General features: G+C 61.7%; 15 protein-coding genes. 10 read left to right on the forward strand and 5 right to left on the reverse strand.

The window, feature by feature from the left end; all coding sequences use genetic code 11:
* The first annotated feature begins 145 nt into the window (after positions 1-145).
* The 4 genes from PKE98_RS14075 (at position 146) to PKE98_RS14090 (ending at position 4209) form a co-directional block, all read left to right on the forward strand.
* On the forward strand, positions 146-1471 hold the full coding sequence (locus PKE98_RS14075) for an LLM class flavin-dependent oxidoreductase (RefSeq protein ID WP_271195925.1): 1326 nt from the start codon (positions 146-148) through the stop codon (positions 1469-1471).
* Between the two features lie 112 nt (positions 1472-1583).
* On the forward strand, positions 1584-2624 hold the full coding sequence (gene mgrA, locus PKE98_RS14080) for an L-glyceraldehyde 3-phosphate reductase (RefSeq protein ID WP_271195926.1): 1041 nt from the start codon (positions 1584-1586) through the stop codon (positions 2622-2624).
* 2 nt (positions 2625-2626) lie between these two features.
* Entirely contained in the window at positions 2627-3943 is a 1317-nt protein-coding gene (locus PKE98_RS14085) for an aliphatic sulfonate ABC transporter substrate-binding protein (RefSeq protein ID WP_271195927.1), read from the forward strand.
* 17 nt (positions 3944-3960) lie between these two features.
* Positions 3961-4209: a DUF3077 domain-containing protein gene (locus tag PKE98_RS14090; protein WP_271195928.1), complete on the forward strand. Its 249-nt coding sequence runs from the start codon at positions 3961-3963 to the stop codon at positions 4207-4209.
* A 60-nt stretch (positions 4210-4269) separates the two neighbouring features.
* Here the strand turns inward: PKE98_RS14090 and PKE98_RS27140 are convergent, their stop codons facing one another.
* The 3 genes from PKE98_RS27140 to PKE98_RS14100 are packed head-to-tail and all read right to left on the reverse strand — an operon-like array spanning position 4270 to position 5645.
* Positions 4270-4356: a hypothetical protein gene (locus PKE98_RS27140; protein WP_373877863.1), complete on the reverse strand. Its 87-nt coding sequence runs from the start codon at positions 4354-4356 to the stop codon at positions 4270-4272.
* Positions 4357-4389: 33 nt separating this feature from the next.
* Positions 4390-5085, reverse strand: a complete 696-nt coding sequence (locus PKE98_RS14095; RefSeq protein WP_271195929.1) for an MOSC domain-containing protein — start codon at positions 5083-5085, stop codon at positions 4390-4392.
* Entirely contained in the window at positions 5082-5645 is a 564-nt protein-coding gene (locus tag PKE98_RS14100; RefSeq protein WP_271195930.1) for a MarR family winged helix-turn-helix transcriptional regulator, read from the reverse strand. Before PKE98_RS14100 ends, PKE98_RS14095 begins: the two co-directional genes overlap by 4 nt.
* A gap of 140 nt (positions 5646-5785) precedes the next feature.
* Between PKE98_RS14100 and PKE98_RS14105 the strand changes: the two genes are divergently transcribed.
* The 3 genes from PKE98_RS14105 (at position 5786) to PKE98_RS14115 (ending at position 6630) form a co-directional block, all read left to right on the forward strand.
* Positions 5786-6016 carry a thioredoxin family protein gene (locus tag PKE98_RS14105; protein WP_271195931.1) on the forward strand — a complete coding sequence of 77 codons (231 nt, stop codon included), beginning with the start codon at positions 5786-5788 and terminating at the stop codon, positions 6014-6016.
* A gap of 66 nt (positions 6017-6082) precedes the next feature.
* Positions 6083-6337 (forward strand): DUF2024 family protein, encoded by a 255-nt coding sequence (locus tag PKE98_RS14110; protein ID WP_271195932.1) that lies wholly within the window; start codon positions 6083-6085, stop codon positions 6335-6337.
* A gap of 8 nt (positions 6338-6345) precedes the next feature.
* Positions 6346-6630, forward strand: coding sequence for a Rho-binding antiterminator (locus PKE98_RS14115; protein ID WP_271195933.1), 285 nt, complete (start codon positions 6346-6348; stop codon positions 6628-6630).
* Positions 6631-6669: 39 nt separating this feature from the next.
* Here PKE98_RS14115 and PKE98_RS14120 read toward each other — a convergent pair whose 3' ends face one another.
* On the reverse strand, positions 6670-7683 hold the full coding sequence (locus PKE98_RS14120) for an AraC family transcriptional regulator (protein ID WP_271195934.1): 1014 nt from the start codon (positions 7681-7683) through the stop codon (positions 6670-6672).
* Between the two features lie 112 nt (positions 7684-7795).
* Between PKE98_RS14120 and PKE98_RS14125 the strand changes: the two genes are divergently transcribed.
* Genes PKE98_RS14125 through PKE98_RS14135 form a run of 3 tightly spaced genes read left to right on the forward strand, consistent with a single transcriptional unit; the run spans position 7796 to position 10956 of the window.
* Positions 7796-9271, forward strand: a complete 1476-nt coding sequence (locus PKE98_RS14125) for a flavin-containing monooxygenase (RefSeq protein WP_271195936.1) — start codon at positions 7796-7798, stop codon at positions 9269-9271.
* Complete coding sequence (locus tag PKE98_RS14130) at positions 9255-10193, forward strand: alpha/beta hydrolase (RefSeq protein ID WP_271195937.1); 939 nt, start codon at positions 9255-9257, stop codon at positions 10191-10193. Before PKE98_RS14125 ends, PKE98_RS14130 begins: the two co-directional genes overlap by 17 nt.
* A 1-nt stretch (position 10194) precedes the next feature.
* A complete protein-coding gene (locus tag PKE98_RS14135) occupies positions 10195-10956 on the forward strand; it encodes an SDR family oxidoreductase (protein WP_271195938.1) in 762 nt (253 codons plus the stop codon).
* Between the two features lie 106 nt (positions 10957-11062).
* Here PKE98_RS14135 and PKE98_RS14140 read toward each other — a convergent pair whose 3' ends face one another.
* Entirely contained in the window at positions 11063-13516 is a 2454-nt protein-coding gene (locus tag PKE98_RS14140) for a TonB-dependent siderophore receptor (protein WP_271195939.1), read from the reverse strand.
* Positions 13517-13681 lie beyond the last annotated feature (165 nt).

Consider the following 13681-nt stretch of genomic DNA (forward strand, 5'->3'; position numbering starts at 1 on the left):
TAGATCCGACGGCGGATATCCGCGATGCGGATATTCGCCCTACATTCGGCGCATCACCGAGACCGTTTCACCTCCGCGTGCAAAACCCCGTGGCAACCGCCGCAGAGCGAGCCACGGCTTTTCCGTCAGAGCAGGTACAGATGTTATGAGCAAGCAACCGCGTCAACTCAGCCTCGGCGCATTCTTGATGGCCGGCGGGCACCATGTCGCCGCGTGGCGCCACCCCGACGTGCAAGCCAACCCGCTGGATTTTTCCAGCTACAAACGCACCGCGCAGATCGCCGAAGCGGCGCTGTTCGATGCCATTTTTGTCGCCGATAGCGTGGCCGCCAGCACCGACGCCATCGCCAGCCACACCTCGCGCTCGGTGTACTTCGAACCGCTGACCTTGCTGGCGGCCTTGAGCGCCGTTACCGAGCGCATCGGCCTGATCAGCACCGTCACCACCAGCTACAACGAGCCCTACCATGTGGCGCGTAAATTTGCCTCGCTGGACCACCTTTCCGGCGGCCGCTGCGGCTGGAACCTGGTCACCTCAGACGCCGCCGCCGAGGCCTACAATTTCGGTCGCGACGCCCATATTCCCCACGCCGAGCGTTACGCCCGGGCTCGCGAGTTCCACAAGGTGGTCACCGGCCTCTGGGACAGCTGGGCCGACGACGCGTTTGGGCGCGACAAAGAAGCGGGCCAGTTCTACGAGCCGACCAAGCTGCACGTGCTTAACCACGTAGGCGAACACTTCAACGTGCAAGGCCCGTTGAACGTCGCGCGCTCGCCCCAGGGCCGTCCGGTGATTGTGCAAGCAGGCTCCTCGGAAACCGGCCGCGAGCTGGCCGCCGAAACCGCCGAAGTGGTGTTTACCGCGCAAACCTCGCTGGCCAAGGCCCAGGCGTTTTACGCCGACCTCAAAGGCCGCCTGGCCCAATTCGGCCGCCGCGAAGACTCGCTGAAAATCATGCCCGGCGTATTTGTCGTGGTGGGGCAGAGCACCAGCGAAGCGCGGGAAAAATTCGAGCAGTTCCAGGAGTTGGTCGAGCCGCAAGTAGGCGTCGCCTTGCTCGGCCGCATGCTCGGCAACTTCGACCTGTCCGGCTACCCGCTGGACGGCCCGTTGCCCGAACTGCCGCTGACCGAGAACGGCCAGCAAAGCCGGCAGAAACTGCTGACCGAACTGGCTGGCGCGGAAAACCTCACCCTGGCGCAACTGGGCCGGCGCATTGCCGGCGGGCGAGGGCACTACAGCCTGATCGGCACCGCCAGCGATATCGCCGATGAACTGCAAGCCTGGTTCGAAGGCCGCGCGGCCGACGGCTTCAACGTGCTGGTGCCGCATTTGCCAGCGGGCCTGGAAGACGTTGCCAACTACGTTGTGCCCGAACTGCAACGCCGCGGCCTGTTCCGCACTCAGTATCAAGGCAGCACATTGCGTGAGCACCTGGGGCTCAGCCGCCCAGCTAATCAATTTTTTTAACCCGCAACCGCAGTCCCGCTTTGTAGGGTGTGCTTCGCGCACCAGGCGATATCGCTGTGCACCCCATGGTGCGCAGAACACACCCTACAAGAGCCGACCGTGAGGAATTTCCATGACGTATCTCGCCAACCCCGACCGCTATCAATCCATGCCTTACCGCCGCGTTGGTCGCAGCGGCCTGGTGCTGCCGGCCTTGTCGCTCGGCCTGTGGCACAACTTCGGCGACGCCACGCCCATCTCCACCCAGCGCGCCCTGCTGCGCACGGCGTTCGATCTGGGCATCAACCATTTCGACCTGGCAAACAACTACGGCCCACCCTACGGCAGCGCCGAAACCAATTTCGGCCGCCTGCTCAAGGAAGACTTCAGCAGTCACCGCGACGAACTCATCATCTCCACCAAAGCCGGCTGGGATATGTGGCCCGGCCCCTACGGCCAGGGCGGCAGCTCGCGCAAATACCTGATCTCCAGCCTCGACCAGAGCCTGCAACGCCTGGGGCTGGACTACGTGGATATCTTCTATTCGCACCGCTTCGACCCCCACACGCCGCTGGAAGAAACCGCCGGCGCGCTGGCCAGCATCGTCGAGCAGGGCAAGGCGTTGTATATCGGCATCTCCTCCTATTCGGCCGGCAAAACCCGTGAAATCACCGCGCTGCTGCGTGAGCGCCAGGTGCCGCTGCTGATTCACCAGCCGGCCTACAACCTGCTCAATCGCTGGATCGAAAAAGACCTGCTCGATGCCACCGACGAGGTCGGCGCCGGCGTTATCGTATTTACCGCCCTGGCCCAGGGCCTGCTCAGCGACAAATACCTCAACGGCGTACCGCAGGACTCACGCGTCAATCGCCCGGGCGGCGGCTCGCTGCTGCCCTCGCACCTGTCGGACGCCAACATCGAGCGCGTGCGCAACCTCAATGAAATCGCCAAGCGCCGTGGCCAGAGCCTGGCGCAACTGGCCCTGGCCTGGACCCTGCGCGACCCACGGGTGACCTCGGCCCTGATCGGCGCCAGCCACCCGGAGCAGATCATCGAAAACGTCGCCGCGCTGAACAACTTCGCATTCACTGCCGAGGAACTCGCCGAAATCGACCGCTTCGCCGTCGAGGGCGGAATCAACCTCTGGGAAAAACCTTCCACCGATTGGGAATGACCATGCCTGTAATCAAGTGGGCTGCCGCGCTTCTGGCGCTGGTGGCCACCAGCCAACTGGCCTTTGCCGACCCCGCCAGCTTGCGCATCGGTTACCAGAAAGGCTCGGCCAGCCTGGTGCTGGCCAAAGAACACAAACTGCTGGAACAGCGCTTTGCACAAACCGCGATCAAATGGATCGAGTTCCCCGCCGGCCCGCAAATGCTCGAAGCGCTGAATATCGGTGCGCTGGACGTTGGCTCGACCGGGGATATTCCGCCGCTGTTCGCCCAGGCGGCCGGCGCCGATCTGCTGTATATCGCCGCCGAGCCGGCCAAGCCGCAGGCCGAAGTGATTGTGGTGCGCCCCGGCAGTCCGCTGCACAGCGTGGCTGAGCTCAAAGGCAAGAAGGTGGCATTTCAGAAAGGTTCCAGCTCGCACAACCTGCTGCTGCGGGCACTGAACAAAGCCGGCCTGGCCATTGGCGATATTCAGCCCGTGTACCTGTCGCCGGCCGACGCCCGCGCGGCGTTTGAGCAGGGCAGTGTGGACGCCTGGGTCATCTGGGACCCGTACTACTCCGCCCTGGAACTGGAAGGCAAAGCCCGCGTGCTGGCCAACGGCGAAGGCCTGAGGTTGATCGGCCCGTTCTTCCTCGCCGCCCGGCCCTATGCACAGGCCAACCCCGACTTTGTGCACGCCTTGCTCGACGAACTGGGCAAAGCCGAAGCCCTGACCCGCAGCGACAAAGCCGCCAGCATTCAACTGCTCGCCGAGTTTATGGGCCTGCCGCCGGCGGTGATCGAGCAAACCTTCAGCCACCGCCCGGCGTCGCCGCCGATTGCCGTGAGCGACGAGATTGTTCAGGCGCAGCAGGCTACGGCGGACCTGTTTTTCGCCAATCGGCTGTTGCCTAAAAAAACTGGATGTCGCCAAAGCAGTCTGGAAGCCCTGATCCGACCTGCTCTTGTAGGGTGTGCTCCGCGCACCAACGATTGCCGGCCCACCGCCGGCGATAGGTCGGCCGCGATGTTTTTGATCGTCGTGCGACATTTCCCGCTGAGGCACACGGCTCAAAAAAGCCGTTGCCAGCTGCGCCAACGCGGCCCTATAGTCCGCCGTCGCTGCACATCAGCGAGCGGGTTTGGCGACCCGATTAACCACTGGCGCACCAGCGCCGCAACCAATCCTGCAGGCGCTTTTTTTTGCCCGCAGGATTGTTTATGGCGGCTGTGCGCGGGATACCTTCGGGTATGCCGGATTCCTTTGGTTGCCGGTTCGCCAACCCGCGTACAGCCGTCACCCAATCGTTTGGCGACGATGGGTGACGGTTTCACTTAACCAAAGGAAATCGTGTCATGAACAAAAAATCCAACGTAACCACGCTTGAACCCTTCGACCTCGCAGGCACGGAACCGCTGTTCCTGGTCAACGCTGGCGTACCCATCGATGAGGCGCTTTCACGAGCTGCCGACCTGATGATGTACGTTGAAACCCTGGCCGCTGCCGACTCGCTGATGAACAAAGATCACGAGCGAGCCATTTTGCAAACACTCAGTGAAATGGCCAAAGCGCTGACCAAAGCGTGCCGTAGCGCCGTAGCCTGACGGGCATTTGCCGCGCGTGCAGAAGGGGGCGAAAGTCCCCTTCATTACTGCTTTGTTTTTCTACAGTCCGCGCCGGTACTGCCTCGGCGTCACGCCGTTCCAGCGTTTGAATGCATGCATGAAATTCGACATTTCGCCGTAACCCAACTGCGCCGCACCGCCAGAGGCCTGAGCAATTGCTCAGCCAGCCGGCCCTGCCAGGCGAGGCGCCCAATCTTCAACCTGACGCTTTTCCAGACGCCGTTCCAGCGTGCGACGCCAGGAACTGGCCAGCGGCAAGGCCAGGCACTCGCACAGCACCTGCAAGTCGACATCCTGGCTGAACAGCACACCAGACAACCGTGCCAGTGGCCACTGCGGATGTGGCCGCGCTTGCACCTGCAAGGTTTGTCCGGCCTGCACCACGCCCGGTTCCAGCACCCGGTAATACCAGCCGGTACGGCCACTCTGTTGCACCCGCAGCGCCATATCGCGCACGCCAAAGCGATCGCTTAACTTCCAGCACGGCATGCGCCCTTGCGACACCTCCAACAACGCCGTACCGGCCTGAATGCGGTCGCCCAGGCAGACGGTCTGTTCGGTCCAGCCGCGGGTGCTGAAGTTCTCGCCAAAGGCACCGGGGCTGGCCAGCAAGGCGTGGTTACCCAGTTCTTCGGCCCAGGCTTCGTAGTGGTCGAGCGGGTAGTGGTGAATGGCTTTTTCTACGCCGCCGTGCACGCGCAAATCGCCTTGCTCATCGCTATCCAGACCGCGCACGGTGACCTGCAACGCGCCGGTCACTGGCTCTTTGACGATGGCACTAAGTGTGCCCGGGCGGCTGAATGGCACCGCGCGGCCAGTGAGTAGGGTGTCGAGTGTTACTGCCTCGGTAGTCATTCAGCTTCCTCCGCTGTATGGGCACGATGCTCCCAGCAAATCAACTCCACCTCGGCCGGCGCCAGCGGCTCCTGCGTAAGGCCGCAGTAGGGCACACCGTCGACGCTCTGGTGGTAACCGCAGCTCTTGCACAAACCAAAACCCGGCACGTCTTCGGTGCGCTGGATGGTGCGCAGCAGCTCCGTAAGCAACCCCTCCAACTGAACCGCGCCAGCGCCCATTTGTGCCGCGGCGTTAGCCAGAAACGCGGGCGGCATCACCTCGGCCACCAGGCTGCGGGCCTGTTCGCTGAGCGCCAGGTGCACGCTGCGCCGGTCGCGTTGGTCCTGGGTTTTGCTAATCAACCCTTTGGCTTCCAACGCCTTGAGCGACTGCGACACGGTGCCCTTGGTCAGCCCCAGGTAGTCAGTAACTGCCAGCGGGGTATTGGAGTAGCGGTTGCACCGCGCCAGGTACACCAATGCACTGAGCTGAATAGGTTGCAGCTCGGCTAGCAGCGGGTGCTGGCGAAACCACACACGGTTCAGGCTGGACAGTCGTTCAAGCAAATCGAAGAGCACCTTGAGCGTCCTCTCGGTGGCGGGGAAATAGTAAATCGTAATAGATGGTATCGAATAAATACTATTTCGGCAAAAGCAGTCTCAAGCGTAGCCTTCGCCCTGTATCGAATCGATACCAATTACTGATCTGGAGAAACGCCATGACCACTGCTCGTTACTACCACGCTGGTTGCCCCGTTTGCATTGAAGCGGAACAGACCCTTTTGGGCCTGCTCGACCCCAGCATCAATGTTGAAATCGTGCACCTGGGCGAACAAGCCCAACGCGTCAGCGAAGCCGAACAAGCCGGGGTGAAATCGGTACCCGCGCTGGTGGTGGAAGGCCAGGTGCTGCACCTCAACTTCGGCGCCGCCATTGCCGATCTCAAATAACCCCTGCCGAACCCGCTCGCTCCATTTCGGGCAGAGCGGGTGTAGGCCGCCCCGAGAGAGAACAGCATGAACGTCAAAATTTTCGATACCCATGTGCGCACCCGTGCCGGTCGCTACTTGCACTTCGATGTGGTGACCGCCGGCGGCGACAACGCCCAGGCCAGCCAGATTGCCAGCGACTGGTTGACTGCCCAAGGGATGCCCGCCGATGACATTCAGCAAAGTCATTGCCAGTACTGCCACAGCGAAATCGCCACCCCGGCGGTGGTGGAAGCGATCAATACACAGGGCTACTACATCATCACCTTGCAAGGGTTTTAGGAGGCCATATGCAACGCTGCCAACCGCTTGACTGCGACCTGCACGATTTCCTGGAAATCGCCTGCATGCACGCCTACCCGTTGCGCGTGGAGTTGGTGGACGGCAGCGAATTTCAGGCCCAGGCACTCACCACGCGCACAACGCCGAGCAAAGAGGAATTTCTGCAATTGCGGGGCACGGACGGCGAGCGTGAAGTACGCCTCGACCAGTTGCTTGCCATCACACCGTTGAGTGCCCGGGCGCTGTTTGGTCGGGTGGAGTTGGGCAATCGGGTTTGCGCGGTAGCGCCCTAGCTTCTGTGCGGTGTGCCATGCGCGCACTGCAAAAGCGCGCTAAGTCCCGCGCCGGTATTGCCCCGGCGTCACGCCTTTCCAGCGTTTGAACGCGTGCATGAAATTGGACATTTCGCCGTAGCCCAAACGCTCGGCTATCTCTTCTATGGTCAGCCCGCCGGTGGCCAGCAACTCTTCGGCCAGCGCCTGACGCACTTCTTCCAGCAATTGCCGATAGCTGCTGTTTTCGGCCAGCAAGCGGCGTCGCAGGGTGCGGCTGGTCATATGCAGTTCGCCCGCCAGTTGCTCCATATCCGGCAGGCGCCCCGGGTAGGCTAGCAGCCGGTCTCGGATGCGCCCGCTCAGCCCCGAGCGCACGCGCCGTTTGGTGAGCAGCGCCTGGCATTGCTGTTCGCAGCTATGCATCACTTGCGGGTTGGCGCCGGGCAGCGGTCGGTCGAGCAGGGCGCGGTCGTACACCAGGCGGTTTTCGGCGGCGCCGAACTCGGGCGCAATACCCAACAGTTCCACGTAGCGACTGTTATCGGCCGGCGAAGGGGTGGTCAGGGTCAGGCGTTTGAGCGGCACGTGTTGCGAGGTCAGGCCGCGCTGAATGCTCAGTAAGCCGGCCAGGTCGCGCTCCAGCACAAAGCTGGCGATGGCCGGCGGTAAGTGCTGGGCGTCGAACAGAAAGTGGGCTTCGTCGTCGCGCTCTTCCAGGGTCATGCCGACGAAGGCGTAAGTCAGGTCGAGGTAGCGCAGGCCCAGGTGTGCGGCGGCGCGAAAGGTGGCACTGCTGAGCATGGCAAAACCCCAGATGCCATAGGTGTTGAGCTGATAACGCAGGCCGGCCTTGAGGCCAATGCCGGGCACCGGGCCCAAGGCCGCCACCAGGTTGCCAAGCAGGTGCAACTCCTGGGTCGCGTCGATTTCTGCGCCGGGGTCGGCCAGGCGGGAAAGGTCCAGCCCGGTACCGGCCAGGCACGTGTCCAGCGCCAGGCCCTGGTCTAGGCCGAACTGGGTGAGCAGTTGGGCACTGATGGCGCTGCGGCGCGCGGGCCAGGTGGCTGCCATATTTTGTCCGGAAATCACAATGGGGTGGCCGACTATGCCATAACCCTTGGCGGTTTGGCGTTCTAGTCTTAGCGCCGTGGCTACAGCCACTTGACCATCAGGGATAACAACAATGAATAAGACATCCCCGTCAGCAGCGCCCGTGCGCGTGCTGATCATCGGCGCCGGTTTCGCCGGTATGGGCCTGGCCATCCAGTTGCAACGCGCGGGCATCACCGATGTGCTGCTGCTGGAAAAAGCCAGCGACCTGGGCGGCACCTGGCGCGACAACCGCTACCCCGGCGCGGCCTGCGATGTGCCCTCGCACCTGTATTCGTTTTCCTTTGCCCCCAAAACCGACTGGAGCCGCAAGTTTGCGCCCCAGGCGGAGATTTTTGCCTACCAGCAACAACTGGCCGACACCTACAACCTGCGCCCGCGTATTCGTTTCAACACCGAAGTGAGCAATGCGGTGTTCGATGCCGAGGCGGGGCTGTGGCAGGTGACCTGCACCGACGGCACCGTGTTCAGTGCACCGGCACTGGTCACTGCCTGCGGCCAACTCAACCGGCCGCTGCTGCCACGGGTTGCCGGGCTGGAAACGTTCAAGGGCGAGGCCTTTCATTCGGCGCGCTGGAATGCCAAGTACGACTTGAGCGGCAAACGCGTGGCGGTGATCGGCACCGGCGCCAGTGCGATTCAGTTCATTCCGCAAATTGCCCCTAAGGTGGCGCAGTTGCACGTGTTTCAGCGCTCGGCGGCCTATGTGATCGGCAAGCCTGACCGGGCGTACCGTCCTTGGGAGCTCGCGGTGATGCGCCGTTTGCCGTGGCTGCAGAAAATCGACCGCGGCCTCAAATATGTGCAGCACGAGGCGCGGGTGCTGGCCTTTACCGTGGTGCCGCAAGTGATGAAGGCCATGCGCTTGAACTTTCGCTGGTACCTGCACCGCAGCATCAGCGACCCGGCCCTGCGCCAGCGCCTGGTGCCGGACTACCCCATGGGCTGCAAGCGCATCCTGATTTCCAACGACTACTACCCGGCACTGGCGCGCGCCAATGTCGAAGTGGTGGACGGCGAAATTACCGAGGTGACCGAAACCGGTGTGCGCACAGCCGATGGCCGCGAGCGGACAGTGGACGCGATCATTTACGGCACCGGCTTCGCCGCCACCGATTTTCTTGCGCCCATGCAAATTACCGGGCTCAACGGCCGCGATCTGAACGAAGCCTGGAAGGAGGGCGCCGAGGCCTATCTGGGCATCAGCGTCAGCGGTTTCCCTAACCTGTTTATCCTCTACGGCCCCAATACCAACCTGGGCCACAACTCCATTTTGTACATGCTCGAAAGCCAGTTCGCCTACGTGGTGGGCGGCATTCAGCAATTGCAGCAGCATCAGCTACGGTACATGGACCTCAAGCCCACGGTGCAGGCCGCGTTCAACCACAGGCTGCAAAAAGCCGTGGACCACTCGATCTGGCAGCAGGGCTGCGACAGTTGGTACAAGACCGCCAGCGGCAAGAACACCGTCAATTGGCCGGGCTTCACCTTCACCTACCGCCACTACACCCGCCGCCCGGAGCTTGCGAACTATGACTGCATTCGTTGAACCGCCACGCCTGGGCCAGCGCATTCTGGCCCGCGTGCTGCGCACTAGCCTGATACTGCTGTTCCGCAGCCTGATTCGTCCGCCCATGCCCATTGCCGGCCAGCGCGCGATTCTGCGCGCGCTCACGGCATCATCGGTGATCCCCCGCAGCGTGCGCCGGGTAAACAGCACCTTGGCCGGCATTGCCTGTGAGTGGCACCGCCCGGCCAGCGATACCGAGCACGTGATGCTGTACTTGCACGGCGGCGCGTACCTGATCGGCGCGCCTTCCACCCATCGAGGTATTGCCGCCCAATTGGCCCAGCGCGCCAAGCTGGCCGTGTGTGTGCTGGATTATCGACTGGCACCGGAGCACCCGTTCCCCGCTGCGTTGGAAGACGGCGTAGCGGCGTACCAGGCGCTGTTGGCGCAAGGCTATCGCAGCGAACAGATCGTGCTGGGCGGCGACTCGGCCGGCGGCAACCTGGCCCTGGGCCTGGTGCTCAAGTTAAAAGCGGCGGGCTTGCCACTGCCGGCGGCGCTGGTGTGTTTCTCGCCACTGACCGACGCCAGCCTTACCCAACTGCACCAACCGCCAGCCGGCGATCCGTTGCTGAACCTCAAGTGGATCGCGCAGGCCGGCTCGCTGTTTTGCCCCGCGCACATCGACCGCCGCGACCCGTTTCTGTCTCCGGTGTACGCCGACCTCAGCGGCCTGCCGCCATTGCTGATTCAGGTGGGTGAAGACGAAGTGTTGCTCAACGACAGCCTGCGCCTGGCCGAGCGTGCCACAGCCGCTGGTGTGGCGGTGCAGCTGCAGCGTTATGCCGGCTGCTGGCACGTATTCCAGGCCCACGCCGGGTTGCTGGATGTGGCCGACCTGGCACTGAACCGCGTAGCCAGCTTTATGAATGAGCAACTCGCCCACCCGGCAGGAGGCTGAGATGGACAACATACTGATCACCGGCGCCGCCTCCGGCATCGGTGCCGCCACGGCGCGGTTGTTCCACGCCAAGGGTTGGCAGGTAGGGCTGGTGGATATCAACGGTCCCGCATTGGCCGAGCTTGCCGCCGAGTTGGGCGGGCTCTGGCACGCACGGCTGGACGTCACCGATAGCGCCGAGGTGCAGCGCGTGCTCAGCGAATTCTGCGCACTGCACGGCGGGCAATTGCGGCTGCTGTTCAACTGCGCCGGCATTCTGCGCTTTGGCTTGTTCGAGCAAATCAGCCAGGCCGAGCATGCTGCGATTCTGAACATCAACGTGCTGGGCCTGCTGAATATGACCCACGCGGCGTTTCCCTACCTCAAGGCCACGCCGAGCGCCCAGGTTATCAATATGGGCTCGGCATCCGGGCTGTACGGCACGCCGCATATGGCCAGCTACTCGGCCTCGAAGCTGGCGGTGCGTGGGCTGACCGAGGCGCTGGACCTCGAATGGCGTGGTCATGGCATTCGGGTAGGGGATCTGATGCCGCCGTTTGTGCGCACGCCGATGGTGTCCAGTCAGCAGTTTGAACCGCCGGCGTTGCGACGCTTAGGTGTGAATTTGACTGCCGAAGAGGTGGCCGATGCCTGTTGGCAACAAGCCCATGGAGCGGCCGTGCATCGGCCGATCAGTTTGCAGTTCAAGCTGCTGTACTGGCTGGGCCAGGTGTCGCCAGCGTTTATGACGCGCTGGCTGATGGGGGTTATCAGTCGACCTTGAATCGAAGTTCGTCACCCTTCCCAAAACCGTTCCCGAACCCGGAAAAGGGGACTTTGACTCATTAAAAACGCCGACTGATTAGCCGGCGTTTTTATGCGTTAAACCGTTAAAAATCGGCTTTCAAGGTCAGGGTGTAGTTGCGTGGATCGCCGAAGACACCGCTGGCGTTCAACCAGCCTACGGACGAGTAGTAGCGGCGGTCGAAGACGTTGTTGGCGTTGACGGCGATGCTATACGTCTTATCGAACTGGTATGCGATGCGACCGTTCCAGACGCTGTAGCCACCTTGTTCGATTTTGCCCAGGCCGAAGTTTTGGTTGTACGTCTTGCTTTGCACGGTGCCACCCGCGCCGACGCTAAACTTGTTGTATTCGCCGGGCAGCCTGTAGTCGCCCCAAATCCGCAACATGTGCATCGGGGTGTAAGAGTTGTACGCGTTGCCTGCTTGCGACGGCAGATCCGGGTCGTCGCCTGGGTCGTTGAGGTTTTCGGTATGGGTGTAGGTGTAGCCCGCATACAGTTGCAGGTCGGTGATTACCTCGCCGCTGATCTCCGCATCCAAACCCAGCGAACGCGCCTTGCCGCCGGCCACGTAGCAGTTCGGGCAGGAGTCATCGAGCAGCGCGGCTTTGTTTTTCTGGTCGACGCGGAAGATCGCGAACGACGTATTGACCCGCCCATCCAGCAGCTCGCCCTTGAGGCCCAGCTCGTAGTTGCTGCCTAGAATGGGTTTCATGGGGGCGCCCTTAACATCGACGACAGTCTGCGGTTTGAAAATGTCGGCGTAGCTGATGTAGGCCGACCATTCGGGTGTCAGCTCATAGATAAAGCCGCCATAGGGGCTGACTTCACCCGTCTCTTTGGAAGAGGAGGGAAAGGTAACGCCGGTCACAATGCGTTCGAGGTTGTAGTCATACTTGTAGTTACTGGTGCGTGCGCCGACCACCATTGTCAGTGGATCCAGCAGTTTGTAGCGCACCACGCCGTAAATGCCGGACTGGGTGATTTTTGCCTGGCTGTAGGCGGAGTAGTTGGGGTTGCTGAGCATCGTGTCGCGGCTGGGTTCTGGCGGTGAGACCGGGTCGTAGATGTTTACGACGCCACCTGGGTTGATGTTGCCGCCTTGCAGGTCATCGGTACGCAGTTCGCTGGCGTTGGCACCCACCACCACTTCGTGTTCGCGGCCCAGGTTTCTGAATTTGCCGGTTAGATTAAGATCCGCGGCCTTGTTTGTGTTCTCGAACTCATAGAGGTAGGCCCGGTTTATACCGCCTGTGCCTGTAGCCGGGTCTACCGCGCCCCGTTGCCAGCTATAGAACATATCGTTGGTTTCACGCACGTAGGTGGCGGCCCCTTTAAGACGCCAATCTTCATTGAAATCGTGGGTGATATCGCTGAAGTATGTCGTCTGCTTGTTGTTCCATTTATTCCAATCCGCTCCGGTGTAGGTAGAACGACTGATGTCCAGCGCGCTGCCGTCTTTGGCTCGGGGCAAACCGCCGAAAAACGGTTTCGAGTGCAGATCCTCAACGCTTGCGCCTGCAGCGATCACCGTACTGTCGGTGATGTCGTACTCAAGCATCGCGTACAGCACATTCTTAGTGCTGTTGGCGTCGTCGTAAAAGTACTCACGGTCTTCGTGGGCAGCTACCACGCGGCCACGCAGCGAACCATCGGAGGTCAACGGCGTACTGCCGTCGATGGATTGCCGGTAGTTGTCCCAGCTACCGGCACTGGCTTCAATCGATAATGAAGGCTCCGCCTTGGGGCGTTTGCGCACCAGGTTTACCGCGCCACTGGCCTCGCCGGCACCTTGCAGCAGGCCGTTGGCGCCGCGCAGGATTTCGACCCGGTCGTATATCTGCGTGTCGGAGGTAAAGCCGCTGCCTACGCCGTAATAACGGCGGTCCATGGCTACCCCGTCGTATTGAAACGTTTCAACTTCAAAACCCCGGGAGTAAATGTACTTGCCGCCAGACGGGCTCTGGTAGGTGGTGATGCCGGTGGTGCGCTCCAGCACTTCGTTCAGGGTGTTGAGGTTCTGATCGTCCATCGCCTTACGCGTAACGATGGTTACCGACTGGGGAATGTCTTTGAGCTTGTGCTCCCCCTTGCCGATGGTGGCGACATTGGAGGTGTAGCTGCCGCTGTCTTCGGTGGTGGCACCAAGCGCCTGGCCGGTGATGTTGGCGGGCGACAACGCAGCCGCATCGTCGGCGTTGAGGGGGCGCAATGTCACGCTGTTGCCGTTGAGCTCGTAAGTCAGGCCGCTGCCCTGCAGTAATTGGTTCAGCGCTTGTGCTGGCTCAAGGTTGCCTTTGAGCGGCTGCGTGCGCAGGTTTTTGATCGCATCCGGGCTGTACAGCAATTGCAGGTCGGCTTGCTGTGCCAGTGCGTTAAGCGCGCCGACAAGGCTTTGCGCAGGAATATCCAGCGCTACCGGTTCGGCCGTCGCCAGCTGAGAGCTGCCGAGGGCCAGGACGAGCAGGGTGGGCGACAGCAATGCGCGGGTTTTCTTGTGTACCGCAGCGGCCAGAGGAGAGAGCTGAAGGTTGTACATGTGGAGTCTCTGAGAATTGGCAGTATGTGCTTATAAGAGGTATTCGCATTTATGAAACGAATGACACCGAAAAAACCGGAAAAAAAACTTTTCAAGCGCGCGGAATTTTTTCGGCGGGAGCAGAAGGGCGGTGCAGGCTTGGGCGTGGAAAGTGGGATGGCCAGG

This window comes from Pseudomonas turukhanskensis (genome assembly GCF_027922365.1).
GTDB classification, from domain to species: Bacteria; Pseudomonadota; Gammaproteobacteria; order Pseudomonadales; family Pseudomonadaceae; genus Aquipseudomonas; species Aquipseudomonas turukhanskensis.

Coding starts and splice junctions, on each gene's coding strand:
- PKE98_RS14105 (WP_271195931.1), top strand. CDS start 5,786: ATGACCACTGCTCGTTACTACCACGCTGGTTGCCCCGTTTGCATTGAA.
- PKE98_RS14085 (WP_271195927.1), top strand. CDS start 2,627: ATGCCTGTAATCAAGTGGGCTGCCGCGCTTCTGGCGCTGGTGGCCACC.
- PKE98_RS14130 (WP_271195937.1), top strand. CDS start 9,255: ATGACTGCATTCGTTGAACCGCCACGCCTGGGCCAGCGCATTCTGGCC.
- PKE98_RS14120 (WP_271195934.1), bottom strand. CDS start 7,683: ATGGCAGCCACCTGGCCCGCGCGCCGCAGCGCCATCAGTGCCCAACTG.
- PKE98_RS14140 (WP_271195939.1), bottom strand. CDS start 13,516: ATGTACAACCTTCAGCTCTCTCCTCTGGCCGCTGCGGTACACAAGAAA.
- PKE98_RS14090 (WP_271195928.1), top strand. CDS start 3,961: ATGAACAAAAAATCCAACGTAACCACGCTTGAACCCTTCGACCTCGCA.
- PKE98_RS14095 (WP_271195929.1), bottom strand. CDS start 5,085: ATGACTACCGAGGCAGTAACACTCGACACCCTACTCACTGGCCGCGCG.
- PKE98_RS14115 (WP_271195933.1), top strand. CDS start 6,346: ATGCAACGCTGCCAACCGCTTGACTGCGACCTGCACGATTTCCTGGAA.
- mgrA (WP_271195926.1), top strand. CDS start 1,584: ATGACGTATCTCGCCAACCCCGACCGCTATCAATCCATGCCTTACCGC.
- PKE98_RS14075 (WP_271195925.1), top strand. CDS start 146: ATGAGCAAGCAACCGCGTCAACTCAGCCTCGGCGCATTCTTGATGGCC.
- PKE98_RS14110 (WP_271195932.1), top strand. CDS start 6,083: ATGAACGTCAAAATTTTCGATACCCATGTGCGCACCCGTGCCGGTCGC.
- PKE98_RS14135 (WP_271195938.1), top strand. CDS start 10,195: ATGGACAACATACTGATCACCGGCGCCGCCTCCGGCATCGGTGCCGCC.
- PKE98_RS14125 (WP_271195936.1), top strand. CDS start 7,796: ATGAATAAGACATCCCCGTCAGCAGCGCCCGTGCGCGTGCTGATCATC.